The sequence below is a fragment of the Nocardia arthritidis NBRC 100137 genome (genome assembly GCF_001612765.1).
GTDB lineage: Bacteria > Actinomycetota > Actinomycetes > Mycobacteriales > Mycobacteriaceae > Nocardia > Nocardia arthritidis.
Genome location: NZ_BDBB01000021.1, coordinates 130,532 through 150,833 on the forward strand (window position 1 = coordinate 130,532; position 20,302 = coordinate 150,833).

Consider the following 20,302-nt stretch of genomic DNA (forward strand, 5'->3'; position numbering starts at 1 on the left):
AGTAGGCTGCTCGCGTGCCCGAACTCCCGCCCGTTTCCGACCTTTTGGCCACCGCCGTACAGGCGCTCGGCGGCAAGGAGCGCGCCGGGCAGACGACGATGGCCGCGGCGGTCGACCACGCCATCGACACCAAGGAACACCTCGCGGTGCAGGCCGGGACGGGCACTGGCAAGTCGCTGGCGTATCTGGTGCCGAGCCTGCGCCACGCCGTGCGCACCGGCCGCACGGTGGTGGTCTCCACCGCGACGATCGCGCTGCAGCGTCAGCTGGTCGACCGCGACCTGCCCCGGCTGGCCGACGCGCTGAGCGCGCCGCTGGGGCGCACGCCGAAGTTCGCGATCCTCAAGGGGCGCAACAACTATCTGTGCTTGAACAAGATCAACAGCGCGATTCCGGACGAGCCCGCCGAGGCGGAGCTGTTCGACGCGTTCGCGATCTCCCGCCTCGGCCGCGAAGTGCAACGGCTCAACGAGTGGACCTCCGACACGGAAACCGGTGACCGCGACGAACTCGCCCCTGGAGTCAGCGATCGCGCTTGGCGGCAGGTCAGCGTGTCGTCGCGGGAGTGCCTCGGCAAGTCCCGCTGCTCCTTCGGCCAGGATTGCTTCGCCGAGCGCGCCAGGACCGAGTCGGCGCAGGCCGACGTGGTGGTGACCAACCACGCGCTGCTGGCCATCGACGCGATCAGCGGCATCCAGGTGCTGCCCGAGCACGATGTGGTGGTCATCGACGAGGCGCACGAGCTGGTCGACCGGGTCACCGGCGTGGCCACCGCCGAACTGGCCTCCGCCGCGATCAGCGCGGCGGCCCGGCGCTGCGCCAAGCTCATCGATGAGCAGGAGGTGGACCGCCTGGAGGGCGCCGCCGAGGCCTGGCACACCGTGCTGGACGAGCTACCCGCCGCCCGGTGGGACACCCTGCCCGACGGCGTCGCCCCGGTGCTGGCCCTGATCCGCGATGCCGCCTGGAACGCGCGCACCGCGCTCGCGCCACCGGGCAGCACCACCGCGCAGGGCGACCCGGAGACCTCCGCCGCCCGCACCATGGCGGTGGCCGCGCTGGACGAGGTGCACGACAGCGCGGTCCGCGCGCTGACGGCGTTCGACGAGCCCGATCCCGCCGCACGCCGGGACGTCATCTGGCTGGCCGCCGACGATATCCGCGGAGTGGTGCGCCGCTCGTTGCGGATGGCGCCGCTGTCGGTGGGCGGGCTGCTGCGCAGCAGGCTCTTCGGCACCGCGACCGTCGTGCTGACCTCCGCCACATTGCAGATCGGCGGTTCCTTCGACGGCCTGGCGGTGACCTGGGGCCTGCCCGCGCAGTCGGGCAATCGCACCGATCCGGCCACCGCGAACGGGGCGCAGCCGCCATCGGACGCCGAGACCGTGCGCTGGAGCTCGCTCGATGTCGGCTCACCGTTCGACCACGCCAAGTCCGGCATCCTCTACGTCGCCAAGCACCTGCCCGCGCCGGGCCGCGACGGGCTCGCACCGGCCTACCTGGACGAGATCGAGCGGCTCATCACCGCGGCGGGCGGGCGCACCCTCGGCTTGTTCTCCTCGATGCGCGCCGCCCGCGCGGCCACCGACGCGCTGCGCCCACGGTTGCAGACCCCCGTGTTGTGCCAGGGCGACGACTCGACGGGCGCGTTGGTCCGCAAATTCGCCGACGACCCGGAGACTTCCCTGTTCGGCACGCTGTCGCTGTGGCAGGGCGTCGACGTGCCCGGACCGTCGCTGAGCCTGGTGATCCTCGACCGCATCCCCTTCCCCCGGCCGGACGATCCGCTGCTGGCAGCCCGGCAGCGTGCCGTGGAGATGCGGGGCGGAAACGGGTTCATGACGGTAGCCGCCAGCCACGCGGCTCTGCTGCTCGCGCAGGGCACCGGACGCCTGCTGCGCAGCGTCGACGATCGCGGCGTGGTCGCCATCCTCGATTCCCGCCTCGCCACCGCCCGCTATGGCGGCTACCTGCGCGCGTCGCTGCCGCCGTACTGGGAGACGGCCGACCCGGAGGTCGTAGTCAAGGCCTTGCGCAGGCTGGCCGCCGCGGCGACGGTGTAGTAGCCGGCCCGTCCCGCGCCGAGCCCTGCACGCGGCGCGGGGACATCATCGGATCCCGTTCCGGCAGCGGCGTTTCAGCGCACGGCCACCGCGTCGACCTCGAACAGCATTCCCGGCAACGCCAGCGCCGCCACTCCGGTCAGCGTCTGCGCGGGCGGGCGATCACCCCAGATCGCGGCGATCTTCTTGCCCAGCACCGCCAGCTTCTCCCGGTCGTGGCCGACGATGTGCGTCCGCAACTGCGCGACGTCGGCGTAGTCCACTCCCGCGGAGCGCAAGGCGATTCCGAGGTTGGCGAACGCGTTGTCCACCTGCACCGCGAACTCGGCGCTCGTGGTGTGCCCTTCGGCGTCCGAGTCGTACTGCCCGGCGATGAACACCAACTCTCCGCGCGCCACCGCCACATGGCTGTAGCCGAATCCGGTCGGATCGTGCAGTTCACCGGGGTTGCTGATTTCCACGGTCATCGTTTCTCCTCGCTCGGTCGACAAGTGCTGCAACAACACAACGACGATCCGGCAGTCCGCGGTGTGACACGACAAACGACCGCGGCGCGGCGACCGAGGTCACCGCGCCGCTGACCCGGCTGTGCCGGAGATTCAGAGAGCCCACTTCAGGATCAGCGTGAGCGCGCCCGTCGCGACCGCGAGAATCAGCGCGCCGACTCCCCACACGAATCCGTGACGTCCCCACGGACGCCCGGCGTCCAACGAGAACTTGCCGGGCCCGGTGAAGGGCAGCGCAGCACCGACCACCGCGAACAGCAGGCCCATTTCGTAACCGCCCAGCAGACCACCGGCCCAGGTGGCGTTGATCGCGTTGATCATGGTGCCCACCACGATCGCACCGGCCAGCGGCGTCAGCAGACCGAGCAGCAGGAGCAGGCCACCACCGAGTTCGGTCAGGCCGGCCAGGGTGCCGAACACCTTGCCCGGGTTGTATCCCATCTGCTCGAAGCCGTCGGCGTTGGCCCGCAGGCCCGGGCCGCCCCACCAGCCGAAGAGTTTCTGCGCGCCGTGTGCCGCGAGCAAGCCGCCGAAGAAGACTCGCACGATCAGCAGGCCGATGTCGGTGGCGATGCCGTCCAGCTCGGTGCCGGTGCCGGTTCTGTCGAGTACGGATCTCATGGTCATGCTGGTCCTCATCCCTGTGCTGTCGTTCGAGGCACGATCGTTAGCTCGGCGAAAAAACGGACTACGGTCCGATTCTCGCACGAAGGAGCCAACGGCCCGACCTTTCGGTGTATTCCACGTTCGGGCGGGAAGGACGGTTCAGCGCGCAAGCGAGCGGAGGGTTACTCCGCGAGGAAGAAGAAGTAGCCGAGGAACACCAGCATCAACGCCCACATCGCCGGGTGCACGTCCTTGATCCGGCCCTTGGCCGCCATGACCACCGGATACAGCAGCATGCCCATGGCAAGGCCGTTGGCGATGGAATACGTCAGCGGCATCATCACGATCGTGACGAACGCGGGCACCGAGTACTCGAGACGGTTCCAGTCGATCTGGCCCAGCGCACGGGCCATGAGGATGCCGACCACGATGAGCGCGGGCGCGGTCACCTCACCCGAGCCCGCGACCACCGCGAAGATCGGATAGCAGAACATCGCGACGAGGAACCAGACCGCGGTGGTGACGGCGGTCAGCCCGGTCCGGCCGCCCGCCGAGACGCCCGCGGTCGATTCCACATAGGCGGTCGTGGTCGAGGTGCCGATGACCGCGCCTGCCATGGTGCCCACCGAGTCCGCCGCCAGCGCGCTCGCGGCGCGCGGCAGCTTGCCCTTCTCGTCCAGCAGGCCCGCCTGGTTCGCGACGCCGATCAGGGTGCCCGAGGCATCGAAGAAGTCGACGAACAGCATGGTCAGCACCACCACGGCCATCTGGCCGGTGAACGCGTCGGGCAGATGGACGATCGCCTGACCGAAGGTGTGCTCGAGCCCCTGTGGCGCGGCAAACACGCCCTTGGGCAGATCGACCAAGCCGCTCACGATGCCGACGATCGTGGTCAGCACGATGCCGTAGAGCACCGCGCCGTACCAGCCCCGCACCAGGAACACCACGGTCACCAGCAACCCGAACAGCGCGAGCAGCGTGGTGCCCTTGGTGAAGTCGCCCAGCGTGACCAGCGTCGCCTCGCTGTTCACCACGATCCCGGCGTTCTTCAGGCCGAGGAAGGCCACGAACAACCCGATACCTGCGCCGACGGCGAGCTTCAGCTGCATCGGGATCGCGTTGAGGATGCGTTCGCGCACCTTGGTCACGGCGAGGACGAAGAAGATGACACCGGACAGGAACGTGCCCGACAGCGCCACCTGCCACGGAATCCCCATCTCGAGCACCACCGTGTACGCGAAGAACGCGTTGAGTCCCATACCCGGTGCGAGCGCGATCGGATACCGGGCCCACAGCCCCATGACCAGCGTGCCGAACACCGCCGCGACGGCGGTGGCGGTGAACACCGCCTGCATCGGGATGCCCTTGTCGCCCAACGCGCCCTGGTCGCCGAGTACCGCGGGGTTCACCGCGAGGACATAGGACATGGCCAGGAACGTGACCGTGCCCGCCATGAGTTCGCGCTTGACGGTCGAGCCGTTCGAGCGGACGCCGAAGTACCCGTCGAGGCGTCCTCGAGTCCGGTGCAGAACGTCGGTGACCATGGGTGACTCCAGTCGAGGAACGAATCGGGGCATGCCAAGGGCACGGTAACCGACGGTTCACTACCTGGGGCAACCCGCGGTGGCGCCATCGTGACCGGCGCCACCGGGACTAGGCGCTCGGCGCGGAGACCAACCCGAGTTCGGCGTCGGAGGCCAGCAGCTCATTGTGCGGCAGCACGCGCACGGTGTAGCCGACCGCGCCGGACAGCGGCAGCGGAGTGTCGACGGTGAACAGCTCGGCGCCCGCGTCGGACCCGGTGTGCGTCATCGGGACCGTCGTGGTGTCGGAGAGGTCGTCGGTCGCCGACACCCGGCCGAGCACCGCCTGCACCACCACGTCGGGCACGCTCAATCCGCCGAGTTCGACCCGCGCGGTCAGCGACAGCCGCGCGCCGATGACCGGCGTGTCCGGCAGTCCCGCGCTGTCGACCTGGATCACCTTGACCGAGGGCCACGCGGACTCGACCCGGTGGCGGTACTCGGCGACGCCCCGCGCGACGGCGAAATCGTCGGCCGTCGCCCGCTGATGAGCCGCGGCGGCGGGAGCGTAGTACTCCACCGCGTAGTCGCGCACCATCCGGGAAGCCAGAACCTTCGGTCCCAAGGTCTGCAAGGTGTGGCGAACCATCTCGACCCAGCGCACCGGCATCCCGGACGCGTCGCGGTCGTAGAAGCGCGGCGCCACCGCCCGCTCGAACAGGTCGTAGAGCGCGGCGGCCTCCAGATCGTCGCGGCGGTGCTCGTCCCGGACGCCCTCCGCGGTCGGAATGGACCATCCGTTCTCGCCGTCGTACATCTCGTCCCACCAGCCGTCCCGGATGGACAGATTGAGCCCGCCGTTCAACGCCGATTTCATGCCGGAGGTGCCACACGCCTCCAGCGGGCGCAGGGGGTTGTTCAGCCAGACGTCGCAACCCCAGTACAGGTAGCGGGCCATCGACATGTCGTAGTCCGGCAGGAAGACGATCCGGTGCCGCACCTCGGGGTCGTCGGCGAAGCGGACCACCTGCTGGATGAGCGCCTTGCCGCCGTCATCGGCCGGGTGGCTCTTGCCCGCGACGACCAGCTGCATCGGCCGCCGCGGGTCCAGCAGCAGGGCACGCAGCCGCTGCGGGTCGCGCAGCATGAGAGTCAGGCGCTTGTAGGTCGGCACCCGGCGGGCGAATCCGACGGTCAGCACATTCGGGTCGAAGACCCCGTTCACCCAGCCGAGTTCGGCCTCCGCGGCGCCGCGTTCCAACCAGGACGCGCGCACCCTGCGGCGCACCTCGTCGACGAGGATGCCGCGCAGGGTGTTACGGGTGGACCACAGCTCGGTGAGATCGACGTCGCGCAGCCGTTCCCAGCCGCGGCCCTCCTCGAGCAGTTCCGCGCCGATGTGCTCGCGCGCCTTGTCCACCCATTCGCGCGCGGCCCACGTGGTGGCGTGCACGCCGTTGGTGACCGAACCGATCGGCACCTCCGCCGGGTCGAAACCCGGCCACAGCGAGGCGAACATCGACCGGCTCACCGCGCCGTGCAGCTTCGAGACACCGTTGGCGCGCTGCGCCAGTCGCAGACCCATGTGCGCCATATTGAAGACGGAGGGGTCGGCTTCCCGGCCGAGCGCCACGATCCGGTCCACGGAAAGACCTGGCAGCAGCGCGGATTCGGATTCTCCGTGCGCGCCGCCGAAGTAGCGCCGCACCATCGGCATAGGGAATCGATCGATGCCCGCCGGGACCGGTGTATGCGTGGTGAACACCGTGCCCGCCCGCACAGCGGCGAGTGCGGAATCGAAATCCTGCCCCGCCGCGACGAATTCGCGGATGCGCTCCACGCCGAGGAAACCCGCGTGGCCTTCGTTCATGTGGAACACGTCGGGGTCGGGCAGCCCCGCGGACGCGGTGTAGGCGCGCACCGCGCGAACACCGCCGATGCCCGCGAGGATCTCCTGGCGGATGCGATGCTCCTGATCGCCGCCGTAGAGTCGGTCGGTGACCGCGCGCAACTCCGGGTCGTTCTCGGCGATGTCGGAGTCCAGCAGCAACAGCGGAACCCGGCCCACCTGGGCGATCCACACCCGCGCACGCAGCACCCTGCGGTCGGGCATCGCCACGTGGATGAGCACCGGCGAGCCGTCGGAGGTGAGCGCCCGCAGCGGCAGGCCCTGCGGGTCCAGCGCCGGATAGTGCTCGGCCTGCCAGCCGTCGGTCGTCAGCGACTGCCGGAAGTAGCCCGAGCGGTACAGCAATCCCACCCCGATCAGCGGCAGGCCGAGGTCGGAGGCGCCCTTCAAATGGTCGCCGGCCAGAATCCCCAGGCCGCCCGAGTAGTTCGGCAGCACCTCGGTGACGCCGAACTCCATCGAGAAGTAGGCGATGCCCCGCACCCCCTCCTCCCCCGCCCGGCGCTGGAACCAGCCCGGCGCCGCCAGATACTCGCGCAGCTCCGCCGCCGCGGCGTCGACACGCGCGACATAGCCGGCATCGGCGGCCAGCTCGTCCAGCCGCGCCGCGGGTACCTCGCCCAGCATCCGGACCGGATCGTGCCCCATCTCCTGCCACCGCCGCGGGTCGAGCGCGGCGAACAGATCCTGCGTCGGCGGGTGCCACGACCAGCGCAGGTTTGTGGCGAGCTCACCAAGGGCCGCCAGGCGCTCGGGCAGATGGGCACGGACGGTGAAACGACGCAATGCCTTCATTCGGTAGAAACTACACGGCGCCCAGAGCGGCCGCCCCGCGTGACCACGCCCCGGAAAACCTTTCGACCAGCATGTTTTCCGGTGGGCCGCGACGAGATCAGCCCACTCGATCGTGCGTAACGCGCTCTACCGTCACAGAACGGCCACACGACGCGCACCGGCGCGCCCGCTCCCGCTACCCGATCGAGACCCGCACTCGCTTGTGAACCCGAGAACGCCGGGCAAACCCACAAGCTGTGCGGACCAACCGGCCGCACCAACCGAAATCAGTACGGGAGTGATCGAGATGTGGATGACAGCACACCCAAATCGCGCCCGCGATCGGCGCTGGTCGCGCACTGGAGCAGCGCTCACAGGGTTCGGAGTTCTCGCGGCGGCATTCGTTCTCGTCGCGCCCACCGCCGGAGCGGCGGTCACGACGGCGACGGCGAGCCCGGCCCAAGGAATGACTTTCGGTTTCGGGAACTACGGGACCAACTGCCAGTACCGGGTCACGGCCACGGTGGACAACACTGCTTCGTCCGAGCCCGTCCAGTTCACCGACAACGCCGCGGGTACGTTCTCCCCGAATCCCGCGCCGGTGGTCGGCAACCAGGCGACCACCGTCTGGATGCCCGACGCGACCGGGCAACACACGATCTCCGCGATGCAGGGCACCGGTCCCGCTTGGACCTCACCGGTGATGACAGTGGGCAACGGGATGAACCTCGGCTTCGCGTGCATGGTCATGCCGTAGGCAGCGACTCCCGGCAGTCGGGTGAGCGCCCGGGCGGCAACCAGCGCGGTGCACTCCGGCCGCGGCCACCCGGGCACCTCGCAGCGGCTGGACTGTACGCGCGGTTGCGGAAAATCCGTGGCCCGAGTCATGCCGAGGTGACAGCATCGGCTGATGCCGCACTGGGTCGACGTTCTTCCGCAATTCCTCACGGCCTGCCTGCTCCTCGCCGCGCTGCCGGGCCCGGCGACCGCCTTGTTCCTCCAGCGCGCGGTGCGTGACGGTCGCACCGCGGGCCTGGCGGCGGTGGCCGGAAACGAGATCGGCGTGCTCGGCTGGACGCTGGCGGGTGGGGCGGGGCTGTCGGTGCTGCTCGTCGCGAACCGAGCCGTGAACACGACGGTGCACGTGGTCGGCGCGCTCGTGCTGATCTGGCTCGGCGTGCAGGCGTGGCGAGGTGCGCGCGGTGGCGACGAATTCGGCAGTGCGATGACGAAGATGCTCCCCGCCGGTCGCACGCCCGCCGCCGCCTTCCGCGCCTCGCTGGTGTCGATCGCGGCCAATCCCAAGGCGGCGGTCTTCGGATTGACGATCCTTCCGCAATTCCTTCCGTCCGACGGTCCGGTGCTGCCGACCGTGGTGATCCTGGCGCTGATCCAGTTGGTGCTCGACACCGCGTGGTGCGTCGGCGTGGTCCTGGCCGCCGACCGCGCGGGCGCCTGGCTGCGCCGCACCGGCATCCGGCAGCGGGTCGAACGCGCGCTCGGCGCGGTCCTGGTCGCGCTCGGCCTCGGCCTCGCCGCCGACGCGCGCTGACCGCGACAGCCGATCAGCCGCCGCCGCGGCGGCCGGGGACGGGGCACGAAAAGATCGCCGATCCGGTCCGGAGGGCCGGCTACCGGTAGGTTGGGTCCCGTGACCGGCCGCATCGCTATCGATGACACTGCACCGTCCATCCCAGGCGGCCGGCCCGCCAAGGCGGTGGTCGGCGAAGTATTCCCGGTGCGCACCGTGGTGTGGCGAGAAGGGCACGACGCCGTCGCCGCCACCCTCGTCGTCCGCGGCCCCGGCGCCTCGCGGCCCACCCGGATCCGCATGACGCCGGACTACGAACCCGACGTCTTCAACGCGACCTTCACCCCCAACACCCCGGGTGTGTGGACCTATCGGATCGAAGGCTGGAGCGATCCGATCGCGACCTGGCGCTCGGCGATCGAGGCGAAGCTGGCGGTCGGGCAGAGCGCCGCCGATCTGGCCAACGACCTCGAACTGGGCGCCCGCTTGTTCGATCGCGCTGCCCAGGCCGTGCCGAAGAAGCAGTTCCAGCGCTTACGCGCGGTGGCGGCGGCGCTTCGCGGCGACGACCAACTGCCCGCGCGGGTGGCCCCGGCCTTCACCGAGGAGGTCGCCGAGATCCTGCGTGCAACGCCGCTGCGCGACCTGGTCACCCGGGGTCCGCAGCACGCCGTCCAGGTCGAGCGGCACCGTGCGCTCTACGGCTCCTGGTACGAATTCTTCCCACGCTCGACCGGCGGTCGCGACGCCACCGGCAAACCGGTCCACGGCACCTTCGCCACGGCGGCGAAGGAGCTCCCGCGCATCGCCGCCATGGGTTTCGACGTGGTGTACCTGCCACCCATCCACCCCATCGGCGAAATCAACCGCAAAGGCCGCAACAACGCGCTCACCGCCGAGCCGGGCGACGTCGGCTCGCCGTGGGCCATCGGTTCGAAGCACGGCGGCCACGATGCCGTGCATCCGGATCTGGGCACCGACGACGATTTCGCCGAATTCGTCGCGGCCGCCCGCGAACTCGGCCTCGAGGTGGCGCTCGACCTCGCCTTGCAGTGCGCACCCGATCATCCCTGGGTGCGGGCGCACCCGGAGTGGTTCACCACGCTTCCCGACGGAACCATCGCCTACGCGGAGAACCCGCCGAAGAAGTACCAGGACATCTACCCGGTCAATTTCGACAACGATCCCGACGGCCTCTACGCCGAAGTGCTGCGGGTGGTCCGGCACTGGATCGATTCGGGCGTCAGGATCTTCCGCGTCGACAACCCGCACACCAAGCCCGCCGATTTCTGGGAGTGGCTGATCGGCAACGTGTGGCGCACCGACCCGGAGGTCATTTTCCTGTCCGAGGCGTTCACCCGCCCCGCCCGGCTCTACGGGCTGGCCCGACGCGGATTCAGCCAGTCCTACACGTATTTCACTTGGCGGGTGGCCAAGTGGGAACTCACCGAGTTCGGCAACGAATTGGCCGCGAAGGCCGACGAGGCCCGCCCGAACCTCTTCGTGAACACCCCGGACATCCTGCACGAGAGCCTCCAGCGCGGCGGACCGGGGATGTTCGCCATCCGCGCCGTCCTGGCCGCCACCCTCGCCCCCACCTGGGGCGTCTACTCCGGCTTCGAGCTGTTCGAGCATCAGGCGCTGCGCCCGGACAGCGAGGAGTACCTCGACTCGGAGAAGTACGAACTGCGCCCGCGCCCGTTCGCCGAGGCGCTCGCGCGCGGAGAATCGCTGGAGCCGTGGCTCACCCGGCTCAACGAGATCCGCCGGGCGCACCCCGCCTTACAACAGCTGCGCTGCCTGCACTTTCATCACGTGGACAACGACGCGCTGCTCGCCTTCTCCAAGATCGACCCCGTCGGCGGCGACGCGGTGCTGGTCGTGGTGAATCTCAACCCCTACGGCGCCGAGTGGGGGATGCTCTCGCTCGATCTGCCCGCGATCGGCCGGGAGTGGCATGACCATCCGGTGGTGTACGACGAGGTCAGCGGCGAGGAATACCACTGGGCCCAGACCAATTACGTGCGGTTGGACCCCGCGCATACCGTCGCGCACATCATCGCGTTGCCCCCGGTGTCCCAGCAGGCTCGCACCGAGCTGGCCTACCGCAGGACCTTGCGATGAAACGGCGCGATCTCATGCTGCTCGCGGCTGGCACCCATCCCGACCCGCACACCGTGCTCGGCGCGCATACCCATCCCGAGGGCACGGCGGTGCGGGTGCTGCGCCCGCACGCGCAGACCGTGTCGGTGCGGGTCGGCGGCGTAGACCATGCGCTGGAGTCCCTGGACCACGGCGTATTCGCCGCGGTGCTGCCGTACCAGGAGATCATGGACTATCGCGTCGTGACGACCTACCCCGGCGGGCAGACGCTCATCAGCGCCGACGGCTACCGCTTCCTGCCCACGCTCGGCGAACTCGACCTGCACCTGATCGGCGAAGGACGTCACGAACGCCTGTGGGAGGTGCTCGGCGCGCACCCGCGCCGCTACACCACCCTCGACGGTGAGGTGACCGGCACGTCGTTCGCGGTGTGGGCGCCGAACGCGCGCGGCGTCACCGTGTTCGGCGACTTCGACGGCTGGAGCGGCACCACCGCGCCGATGCGCGCGCTGGGCTCGTCCGGGATCTGGGAAGTCTTCGTCCCGGGTGTCGAGCCGGGCACCAAGTACAAATACCGCGTGCACGGCGCCGACGGGCGGACCGTCGATCACGCCGACCCGCTCGCCTTCGCCACCGAACAACCTCCGGCGACCGCGTCGGTGGTCACCGAAAGCCACCACGCGTGGCACGACCGCGCGTGGCTCGAGCGGCGCGCCGCCACCGACCCCACCCGCGCCCCGATGAGCGTCTACGAGGTGCATCTCGGTTCGTGGCGACCGGGCCTCGGTTACCGCGAACTGGCCGAGCAGCTCGCCGAGTACGTGCGATCCACCGGATACACCCATATCGAGTTGCTCCCCATCGCCGAGCATCCCTTCGGCGGCTCCTGGGGATATCAGGTCACCTCCTACTACGCGCCGACGGCGCGCTTCGGCTCCCCGGACGAGTTCCGCGCGTTCGTCGACCGCATGCACGCGGCGGATATCGGCGTCCTGCTGGACTGGGTGCCGGCGCACTTCCCGCGCGACGAATGGGCGCTGGCCCGCTTCGACGGCACACCGCTCTACGAGCACGCCGACCCGCGCCGAGGCGAGCAACTCGACTGGGGCACCTTTGTGTTCGATTTCGGCAGGCGTGAGGTGCGCAACTTCCTCATCGCCAACGCGCGCTACTGGATCGAGGAATTCCACATCGACGGCCTGCGCGTCGACGCGGTCGCCTCCATGCTCTACCTCGACTATTCTCGCGCCGAAGGCCAGTGGGAGCCCAACGTGCACGGCGGCCGGGAGAACCTGGAGGCCGTCGACTTCCTGCAGGACCTCAACGAAACCCTGCATCGGCACCACCCCGGCGTCGTGACGATCGCCGAGGAGTCCACCACCTGGCCCGGCGTCACCCGCGGGATCGACGTCGGCGGTCTCGGCTTCACCATGAAATGGAACATGGGCTGGATGCACGACACCCTCGGGTTCCTCGGCCGCGACCCGGTGCACCGCTCCTGGCACCACAGCGAGATCACCTTCTCGCTGGTCTACGCCTGGAGCGAGAACTACGTGCTGCCGATCAGCCATGACGAGGTGGTGCACGGCAAAGGCACGCTCTGGACCAGAATGCCCGGCGACGATTTCGCCAAGGCCGCGGGAGTGCGATCGCTGCTGGCCTACATGTGGGCCCACCCCGGTAAACAACTGTTGTTCATGGGCCAGGACTTCGGCCAGGTCCAGGAGTGGTCGCACGATCGCGGCCTGGACTGGCACGAACGGGACAACCCGCTGCACCAGGGCATCACCGCGCTGGTGTGCGACCTGAACGCGGTCTACCGCGCCCACCCCGCGCTGTGGAGCCAGGACACCGCCCCGGGCGGCTACGCCTGGATCGAGGCGAACGACCCGGCGAACAACGTGCTGGCGTTCCTGCGCTACGGCTCCGACGGCTCCGTTTTGGCCTGCGTCTACAACTTCTCCGGGTCGACGCACGACGCGTACCGGGTCGGCCTGCCCCACCGGGGCCGCTGGCTGGAGATCCTCAACACCGACGCGGAGGGCTACGGCGGCTCCGGCCTCGGCAACCTGGGCGAGGTGCTGGCGACCGACGAGCCGTGGCACGACCGTCCCGCCTCGGCCGCCGTGACGCTCGCGCCGCACAGCGCGGTCTGGCTGCGTCCGGCTTAGGCTCTCGAAGACCGCTCCGTCCCCCGCCCACCGTGCCCGGACTGCGCGGCATCATGTCCGAGCGCTGCGGCCGATCCACGGTGCGGTGCGCACGCCAGGCACGGGCAGTCGCGCGGTGCACGAGCCGCGAATCGTCCGAGAGTGCGCCGACAGCCAGGCCGGACCGCAGGCTGCGCGGAGATCCGGTTCGCGACCACACCGCGCGGCGAACTCAGTACAGCGCTGCGGCCAGCTTGCGGCGCGCGGCCACGACGAACGGCTCGGCCTGGTCGAACAGCTCGAACAGCTCGAGCAGGCGGGTCCGGGCCTTGGTGCGCTCGTCGCCGGAAGTGCGCTTGACGACGGCGATCAACCTATCGAAAGCCGCCTCGGGCCGCTGCTGGAACAACTCGAGATCGGCGGCTTGGATCGCGGCATCGACATTCGACGGGTCGGCATCGGCATCCGCGATGGCCGACTCCGGCAGTTCCTGTGCCCGGGCGAGGAAGCGGAGCTGGCGCAGCGCGCCCTTGGCCTCCTCGTTCGCGGGCTCGGCGTCGACAATCGCTTGGTAGGCGGCCTCGGCGCCGGCCAGGTCACCCTGCTCCAGCGCCGCCTCGGCCGCCGCGAAACGCGGGTCCTCGGCGGGCTGCTGTGGCTGCTCGCCACCTTCCAGCTTGCCCGCGACGGCGTCGACCACCGCGTTCAGCCACTGCCGCACCTGCGGCTCCGGTTGTGCGCCCTCGAAATCGGCCAGCGGCTGCCCGGCCGCGATCGCGATGACTGTCGGGATGCCCTGCACCCGCAGCGCCTGCGCGATCCGCATATTGGCCTCGGCTTCGACCGTGGCCAGGTCCCAGGTGCCGCCGTCGGCGGCCACCAGATGCTCCAGCGTCCGCACCAGTTCGACACTGCCCGGGCTGCGCTGCGAATACAGCACGACCACCACGGGCACCTGCATGGAACGGCGCAGGACCTTGGTCTCGAAATCGGCCTCCGACACCGCGTGGTCGCCGCCGGCCGCACCGCCCGCGCTTGCCGCGGGCTGCTTCAGGCTGGACAGATCGACCGCGCCGGACATGGCGGCGGCGACAGCGGGCGAAGGACGGCGTGCGGCTGGTCGATTCACGACTTCCAGTTTGTCACGACGTGGCGGATGCGGGTGCCCCGGACTCGGCCGAACCGACGTTGCTCAGCTCACCCAACTGCCCCGAGCGCACCGCCCACACCTCGAACAGCACCGTGCAGAACGGCGGGAGGCTCGACAGCAGCGCGAGAACGGTCGTCTTGGCACTCCAGCCCAGCTCGCGCGCGGCAACGATCGCGGTGATCACGAACAGCACGAACACGATGCCGTGCGTCATGCCGAACACCTTGACCGGCCACAGCACCGGCTCGGGAATCCGCTTGAACACCATGCCGATGATCAGCAGAAACCAGGAGATCGCCTCCAGCACCGCGACGAATCGAAACCGCTTGGCCACCGTGCTCAGGTCGAAGACATTGCCCATGCGCCCATTGTGCCGGATGCACTACACACTGTCGTAGTGAGCTGTGTCTAATTTGCAGCGCCCTGCGGCGCCGCGTGTTCCGGCCCCCGGCTGCTTGCTCCTTCATCCCTATGCAGCGTCAGCGCGAATGCGAGCCGGGCCGCGAACGCAGCGTGCTCGCCGCTTCGCGAGAAAACCTTGTTCGCTGGGCCTATCGGGGCGTCGAGCGAGGGCCCTCGGAACAGCGGGCCAATGCCTATGAGATGGGGCAACCACCGCCGCCGGCTCGGTCGCCAATCGGCACGAGCCAGGCCGCGAACCGATCCGCCACAGCTGCGCTCTCGCACCGCTCGCGAATCTCGCCGTATTCGAATCGGCGCAACGACCGATGGCCGCCCACTCGGGACGGCCATCGGTGGATTCCTCCGCGTGGGGTGTCACCCCACGAGCATCAGACGCGGACGATCAGTGCGTCGCCCTGCCCGCCGCCGCCGCAGAGCGCGGCCGCGCCCACGCCACCGCCGCGGCGCTTCAGTTCGAGCACCAGGTGCAGCAGGATGCGGGCGCCGGACATGCCCAGCGGGTGGCCGATGGCGATCGCGCCGCCGTTGACGTTCACCTTGTCCGGGTCGATGCCCAGCTTGCGGGTGGACGCGACGCCGACTGCGGCGAACGCCTCGTTGATCTCCACCAGGTCCAGGTCGGCGGGCGAGATGCCCTCGCGAGCGCAGGCTTTGGCGATCGCGTTGGCGGGCTGGTCCTGCAGGGTGGAGTCCGGACCGGCGACCACGCCGGCGGCGCCGATCTCGGCGATCCAGCTCAGCCCCAGCGACTGCGCCTTCTGCTTGCTCATCACCACGACCGCGGCGGCGCCGTCGGAGATCTGCGACGCGGTGCCCGCGGTGATGGTGCCGTCCTTGCGGAACGCCGGGCGCAGCTTGGCCAGCGACTCCACCGTGGTGTCGGCGCGAACGCCCTCGTCCGTGGTCACCAGCACCGGATCGCCCTTGCGCTGCGGCACCTCGATCGGGACCACCTCGTCGTCGAAGACGCCGTTCTTCCACGCCGCCGCCGCCCGCTGGTGCGAAGCCGCCGCGAACGCGTCCTGATCCTCCCTGCTGATCCGATCGGTCTCGTTGCGCTGCTCGGTGAGCGCGCCCATGGCCTGATCGGTGAAGATGTCGTGCAGGCCGTCGTAGGCCATGTGGTCGCGCAGGGTCACATCGCCGTACTTGAAGCCCTCCCTGCTCTTCTCCAGCAGGTGCGGCGCCTGGCTCATGGACTCCTGGCCGCCCGCGACGACGATCTCGTATTCCCCCGCCCGGATCAGCTGGTCGGCGAGAGCTATCGCGTTGATGCCGGACAGGCAGACCTTGTTCAGCGTCAGGGCGGGCACGTCCATCGGGATACCCGCGGCCACCGCCGCCTGCCGGGCCGGGATCTGCCCCGCGCCCGCGGTGAGCACCTGGCCCATGATGACGTAGTCGACCTGGTCGGGCGCGACACCGCCCTTCTCCAGCGCCGCCTTGATCGCGAACCCGCCCAGGTCGGAACCGCTGAAGTCCTTCAGACCTCCGAGCAGCTTGCCGACCGGGGTACGCGCACCGGAGACGATCACGGAAGTGGTCACGACGAGCCTCGCATTCGTAGATCGGACCTGCTCGCGCCCGCACCGGGGTGCCACGAGAGCAGGTGTTCTACTCAACGGTAGCGGGTGCGCCCCGCGCGCCCCGTGCCAGGTCGCGCTACTTTCGAATGGTGAGCAACGCTATCGAACAGTCGTCTTTCATCCCCGCGGACTACGTCACGGCGGTCGACCACGTCGGCATCGCGGTTCCGGACCTGGACACCGCGGTCGCCTGGTACGCCGAGAACCTCGGCATGATCGAGACCCACCGCGAGGTCAACGAGGCCCAGGGCGTGCACGAGGCGATGCTGTCGCTGCCGGGCGCACCGGACCGTGCCACTGCCCTGCAGTTGCTGGCTCCGCTCGACGCGGAATCGACCATCGCGAAGTTCATCGACCGTAACGGTCCCGGCTTGCAGCAACTGGCGTACCGGGTGACCGACATCGAGGCCGTCTCCGCGCACCTGCGCGCCAAGGGTCTGCGTTTGCTGTACGAGGCGCCACGGCACGGAACGGCCGATTCCCGCATCAATTTCATCCACCCGAAGGATGCTGGAGGTGTGCTGATCGAGTTGGTCGAACCGAACGCGAATGTTACGCACTAGTATCGGCGTCAGGTCGGGAAAACTCGTTGGAATGACATTCGCAGTCGAGTCACCATCGGCTGTCTTCAGGCTGTAGTTTGTGTGCCATGTCGTCACCCGAGTCCGATCGCAATCGCTTCGTTGCACTGCCCTTCACCGTTGTGCGCAAGGGTTATGCGCAAGACGAGGTGCGTAATTACTTCGACCGCTTCGACGCGGAACTGAGAGTCACCGCCACCGACCGCGATGCGGCTGCGGCACAAGCACGTAACCTCGCCAGCCAGCTGGAAGACGCGCGCGACGAGATCGACGAACTCCGTAAGGAGGTCGACCGACTCTCGGTGCCGCCGACCACCGCGGAAGGTATGTCCGACCGCATCTCCCGAATGCTGCGGCTCGCCTCCGACGAGGCGTCCGAGGTCCGTGCGCTGGCCCAGGCCGAGGCCGCGGAGATGGTGTCGATCGCCGAGCAGCAGGCCACCGAGATGCGTGGCAAGTACGAGTCACTGCTCGCGGAGACCAAGGAGAAGCGCGAGGCGCTCGAAATCGAGTTCGAGCAGACCCTCGCGAACGCACGCACCGAGTCCGCCAAGATCATCGAGGCCGCCCAGGCCGAGGCCGACCGCATCGCGAAGGAAGCCGACGCGAAGCGCAAGGCTACCCAGCAGGACTTCGAGGCCACCATGGCCGAGCGCCGCACCAAGCTCACTCGCGCCATGGAGGAGCTGGAAGCCACCAGCCGCGCCGAGGCCGCCCAGCGGATCAAGGACGCGACCGACGAGGCCAACCGCCTCATCACCTCCGCCACTCAGACCTCCGAGCGCAAGATCGCGCACGCGAAGGAACTGGCCGAGGAGATGCGCGTGCTGCGCGGCCGCGTGCTCGCCCAGCTGCTCGGCATCCGCGGTCAGCTCGACTCGGTGCCCGCGATGCTCGCCGCGGTCAACCGGGAAAGCGAACTGCTGGACGGTGTTCCGGATCAGCGCAAGTCGATCGGCGGCAACACCAAGTCGGTCACCGGTTCCCGCCAGAAGGCGATCCCCGAGGTCGCGACCGAGGACGAGGACATCGACTCGGACGAGCGCGAGAGCGCCGACATCAGCAACTGACGTCGGAGCAAACGGCGACAGCAGCAAATCTCAACCGAAATCACCGAAGGCCGCTCCTCACCGGGGCGGCCTTCCCTAATTCCGCACCCAGCGGCTCCACGCCGCAAGCACATCGACGAACGCGCGCCATATCGTCGGATCGAGGATTCGATCTCGCCCGGAAACGTCCGCTCGCTCCCCGGCGACCGAGGAGAAGCGCGAGGCGCTCGAAGACGACGAGTCGCGGCGAGAAATTGCCCACCTGCCGTCGCAATCGTCGCCAGGTGATCACCGTCCAGCTTTCCGGACACCTCTGGTGGTCGGGCCACGCGCAGGTCCTTCCGCGATTGGCTGGCCTCGTCCATCCGATGCCGACCTACTCGACCGCACGTCGCCCGCGACGATGCCTCCGCTACGCGGCTTCAGGACCACCGCCGAGTGATCCGGCGCGTCTGTCGCCCGTTCCAGCACCCACTGTGCCAATGCCTGCGGTCGTCTTCACCGCCGTAGGCGGGCCACGCGACAATGTGGGCGACCCCGGGTGGGATCTCGTGGTCACAGCCGGGGCAGCGGTAGGTCTTGATCGCGCGGGCGCCAGGAATGGCGCGCACCACATATGTCTCCGCACCGTCCGGACCCGCCTCGGTCCGTCCGAAGACGTCTCCCAGTGGTGCGCCACCGGCCCGCGAGCGCTCGGCGTAGCGATCCGAACGCGGTTTCCGGCGAGGCATGCGACAAGGGTATTACTCCCCCGTGCGCACCCGGCACTGCCCTGAGTTCAGAACAAGCGGAATTCGCTGCTCTCCGTGCCACGCAGGGCGTCGTAATCGAGTGTGAGGCAGCGGATGCCGCGATCCTCGGCGAGTGTGCGCGCTTGCGGCTTGATCTGCTGCGCGGCGAAGACGCCCGCGACCGGCGCCAGCAACGGATCCCGGTTCAGCAGCTCCAGGTAACGGGTGAGCTGCTCGACGCCGTCGATCTCTCCGCGCCGTTTGATCTCCACTGCCACCGTGCCGCCATCGGCATCCCGGCACAGCAGATCCACCGGGCCTATCGCGGTCATGTACTCGCGGCGGATGAGCGTGAACCCGGCGCCGAGCGTGTGCACGTGCTCGGCCAGCAGCTCTTGGAGGTGGGCTTCCACCCCGTCCTTCACCAAGCCCGGGTCGACGCCGAGTTCGTGGGAAGAGTCGTGCTCGATGTCCTCGATGGTGATGCGAAGTTCCTCGCCGGCCTTGTTGGTGACGACCCACAGCGCCTTCGCATCGTCCGGTAGCTGCGCGTCACCGTTGCGTTCTTCCAGCCGGCAGGGCGGGCTCATCCAGTTCAGCGGCTTGTATGAGCCGCCGTCGGAGTGCACGAGCACCGAGCCGTCCGCTTTCATCAGCAGTAGCCTTCGGGCCATCGGAAGATGGGCGGTGAGTCGCCCCACGTAGTCGACCTGACAGCGAGCAATCACTAGGCGCACCCAAGCACTGTAGGCGAGCGCCCTACCGCGGCTGCCGTCAGCCCATGAGCAGAATCGCCGCCAGGACAGCACTCGCGGCGAGCAAGGCGCCCTCGATCCGGGTGAGCCGTCGCCGGGTGGTCGTCCTGGACCAGATCATGAAGAATCCGACCGCTGTGCCGATCGTGAGCGCCACCAGATGCCCGGCTTGGGTGAAGGTCTGTCCGATCAGCACACCCTCGACCGCGACGATGAACCACACCGTCGACCAGGCGATGCGCCATCGGTACGGCATCGCGGCCACGAGCGCGCCGATAAGCGCCATGGCCCCGTAGCTGACACCGACGTCTTCGGCCCAGCGGATGCTCGCGGGCACCCACCCGGCTCGCACGCCCACCCACAGCCCCGCCGCGACGAGCAAGGTGGCGCCGACGTGGCCGACCAGGAAGACCCGTACCAGTCTCAGCGCGCCGAAGCGCAGCTCGGCGAGGGCGAGCAGACAGGCGAGCAAGGGGATGATGACCCACGACCCGACAGCGTCACCGATCACGAACGCACTCGCCAGCAGCGTTCCTACCCGGCCGCTCAACAGATTGTGCAGATTCGTACTCGCGTGCAGCACCATCCTGGTCTGCGCGGAGTCGCTCAGAGCCGAGAAGATCGCCGAGACGATGATCAGCCCTGCCAAGTAGGCCGCCGTCGCGGGCAGCCTCGCCGGCCACCAACGCGCTTGCGCCGGCATGGTGGGCTCGACCGGCGCCGGACGATCCGGCGTCGTCGCGACGACCATACATACCTCCGTTGCTCGCGTGGGACGGCTTCCCACCATCCATGATCCCGACCGCACGCTGCGTACGCTTGTATTTCCCCGCGATCGTGCTGCGAAACACACGGTTCGCTC

At 69.1% G+C, this 20,302-nt stretch carries 17 protein-coding genes; 7 read left to right on the forward strand and 10 right to left on the reverse strand.

All coding sequences use genetic code 11. From position 1 onward, the window contains the following. Positions 1–14 precede the first annotated feature (14 nt). Positions 15–2,063: an ATP-dependent DNA helicase gene (locus NA8_RS17565; protein ID WP_063051461.1), complete on the forward strand. Its 2,049-nt coding sequence runs from the start codon at positions 15–17 to the stop codon at positions 2,061–2,063. Between the two features lie 74 nt (positions 2,064–2,137). On the opposite strand, the gene NA8_RS17570 is transcribed toward NA8_RS17565, so the two are convergent. From NA8_RS17570 to glgP, 4 genes are all read right to left on the reverse strand, one after another. Further along, positions 2,138–2,530: a RidA family protein gene (locus NA8_RS17570; RefSeq protein ID WP_063051462.1), complete on the reverse strand. Its 393-nt coding sequence runs from the start codon at positions 2,528–2,530 to the stop codon at positions 2,138–2,140. Between the two features lie 132 nt (positions 2,531–2,662). Then, entirely contained in the window at positions 2,663–3,196 is a 534-nt protein-coding gene (locus NA8_RS17575) for a DoxX family protein (protein ID WP_084466884.1), read from the reverse strand. A 161-nt stretch (positions 3,197–3,357) separates the two neighbouring features. Further along, a complete protein-coding gene (locus tag NA8_RS17580) occupies positions 3,358–4,719 on the reverse strand; it encodes an NCS2 family permease (RefSeq protein WP_063051463.1) in 1,362 nt (453 codons plus the stop codon). A gap of 109 nt (positions 4,720–4,828) precedes the next feature. Next, positions 4,829–7,402, reverse strand: coding sequence for an alpha-glucan family phosphorylase (gene glgP, locus NA8_RS17585; RefSeq protein WP_063051464.1), 2,574 nt, complete (start codon positions 7,400–7,402; stop codon positions 4,829–4,831). 292 nt (positions 7,403–7,694) lie between these two features. Between glgP and NA8_RS17590 the strand changes: the two genes are divergently transcribed. From NA8_RS17590 to glgB, 4 genes are all read left to right on the forward strand, one after another. Further along, a complete protein-coding gene (locus NA8_RS17590) occupies positions 7,695–8,138 on the forward strand; it encodes a hypothetical protein (protein WP_157106755.1) in 444 nt (147 codons plus the stop codon). Positions 8,139–8,291: 153 nt separating this feature from the next. After that, positions 8,292–8,933, forward strand: coding sequence for a LysE family translocator (locus tag NA8_RS17595; RefSeq protein ID WP_063051466.1), 642 nt, complete (start codon positions 8,292–8,294; stop codon positions 8,931–8,933). Positions 8,934–9,032: 99 nt separating this feature from the next. Further along, positions 9,033–11,036: an alpha-1,4-glucan--maltose-1-phosphate maltosyltransferase gene (locus NA8_RS17600; RefSeq protein ID WP_063051467.1), complete on the forward strand. Its 2,004-nt coding sequence runs from the start codon at positions 9,033–9,035 to the stop codon at positions 11,034–11,036. Continuing rightward, a complete protein-coding gene (glgB, locus tag NA8_RS17605) occupies positions 11,033–13,186 on the forward strand; it encodes a 1,4-alpha-glucan branching protein GlgB (protein ID WP_063051468.1) in 2,154 nt (717 codons plus the stop codon). Before NA8_RS17600 ends, glgB begins: the two co-directional genes overlap by 4 nt. A gap of 211 nt (positions 13,187–13,397) precedes the next feature. On the opposite strand, the gene NA8_RS17610 is transcribed toward glgB, so the two are convergent. From NA8_RS17610 to NA8_RS17620, 3 genes are all read right to left on the reverse strand, one after another. Beyond that, complete coding sequence (locus NA8_RS17610) at positions 13,398–14,246, reverse strand: tetratricopeptide repeat protein (RefSeq protein ID WP_063051469.1); 849 nt, start codon at positions 14,244–14,246, stop codon at positions 13,398–13,400. Between the two features lie 61 nt (positions 14,247–14,307). Then, positions 14,308–14,676, reverse strand: coding sequence for a DUF3817 domain-containing protein (locus NA8_RS17615; RefSeq protein WP_063051470.1), 369 nt, complete (start codon positions 14,674–14,676; stop codon positions 14,308–14,310). A 430-nt stretch (positions 14,677–15,106) separates the two neighbouring features. Next, positions 15,107–16,285, reverse strand: a complete 1,179-nt coding sequence (locus tag NA8_RS17620) for an acetyl-CoA C-acetyltransferase (RefSeq protein WP_063051471.1) — start codon at positions 16,283–16,285, stop codon at positions 15,107–15,109. A gap of 128 nt (positions 16,286–16,413) precedes the next feature. Between NA8_RS17620 and mce the strand changes: the two genes are divergently transcribed. Together mce and NA8_RS17630 are read left to right on the forward strand one after the other, a co-directional pair. Continuing rightward, positions 16,414–16,887 (forward strand): methylmalonyl-CoA epimerase, encoded by a 474-nt coding sequence (gene mce, locus NA8_RS17625; RefSeq protein WP_439957392.1) that lies wholly within the window; start codon positions 16,414–16,416, stop codon positions 16,885–16,887. A gap of 86 nt (positions 16,888–16,973) precedes the next feature. Then, positions 16,974–17,975: a coiled-coil domain-containing protein gene (locus NA8_RS17630; RefSeq protein ID WP_062971743.1), complete on the forward strand. Its 1,002-nt coding sequence runs from the start codon at positions 16,974–16,976 to the stop codon at positions 17,973–17,975. A 401-nt stretch (positions 17,976–18,376) separates the two neighbouring features. On the opposite strand, the gene NA8_RS32935 is transcribed toward NA8_RS17630, so the two are convergent. The 3 genes from NA8_RS32935 to NA8_RS17640 are packed head-to-tail and all read right to left on the reverse strand — an operon-like array spanning position 18,377 to position 20,191. Continuing rightward, complete coding sequence (locus NA8_RS32935; RefSeq protein ID WP_084466885.1) at positions 18,377–18,685, reverse strand: Rv1322 family protein; 309 nt, start codon at positions 18,683–18,685, stop codon at positions 18,377–18,379. Between the two features lie 47 nt (positions 18,686–18,732). Then, positions 18,733–19,422, reverse strand: coding sequence for an endonuclease NucS (gene nucS / locus NA8_RS17635; RefSeq protein WP_063051473.1), 690 nt, complete (start codon positions 19,420–19,422; stop codon positions 18,733–18,735). Positions 19,423–19,459: 37 nt separating this feature from the next. Continuing rightward, on the reverse strand, positions 19,460–20,191 hold the full coding sequence (locus tag NA8_RS17640; protein ID WP_063051474.1) for a rhomboid-like protein: 732 nt from the start codon (positions 20,189–20,191) through the stop codon (positions 19,460–19,462). Between the last annotated feature and the right edge of the window lie 111 nt (positions 20,192–20,302).

Bases quoted from the DNA above. Each gene is read 5' to 3' on its own strand.
- NA8_RS17595 (WP_063051466.1), top strand. From the start codon at position 8,292: ATGCCGCACTGGGTCGACGTTCTTCCGCAATTCCTCACGGCCTGCCTG.
- NA8_RS17630 (WP_062971743.1), top strand. From the start codon at position 16,974: ATGTCGTCACCCGAGTCCGATCGCAATCGCTTCGTTGCACTGCCCTTC.
- NA8_RS17610 (WP_063051469.1), bottom strand. From the start codon at position 14,246: ATGTCCGGCGCGGTCGATCTGTCCAGCCTGAAGCAGCCCGCGGCAAGC.
- NA8_RS32935 (WP_084466885.1), bottom strand. From the start codon at position 18,685: ATGCCTCGCCGGAAACCGCGTTCGGATCGCTACGCCGAGCGCTCGCGG.
- glgB (WP_063051468.1), top strand. From the start codon at position 11,033: ATGAAACGGCGCGATCTCATGCTGCTCGCGGCTGGCACCCATCCCGAC.
- glgP (WP_063051464.1), bottom strand. From the start codon at position 7,402: ATGAAGGCATTGCGTCGTTTCACCGTCCGTGCCCATCTGCCCGAGCGC.
- NA8_RS17615 (WP_063051470.1), bottom strand. From the start codon at position 14,676: ATGGGCAATGTCTTCGACCTGAGCACGGTGGCCAAGCGGTTTCGATTC.
- NA8_RS17590 (WP_157106755.1), top strand. From the start codon at position 7,695: ATGACAGCACACCCAAATCGCGCCCGCGATCGGCGCTGGTCGCGCACT.
- NA8_RS17640 (WP_063051474.1), bottom strand. From the start codon at position 20,191: ATGGTCGTCGCGACGACGCCGGATCGTCCGGCGCCGGTCGAGCCCACC.
- NA8_RS17575 (WP_084466884.1), bottom strand. From the start codon at position 3,196: ATGACCATGAGATCCGTACTCGACAGAACCGGCACCGGCACCGAGCTG.
- NA8_RS17570 (WP_063051462.1), bottom strand. From the start codon at position 2,530: ATGACCGTGGAAATCAGCAACCCCGGTGAACTGCACGATCCGACCGGA.
- NA8_RS17580 (WP_063051463.1), bottom strand. From the start codon at position 4,719: ATGGTCACCGACGTTCTGCACCGGACTCGAGGACGCCTCGACGGGTAC.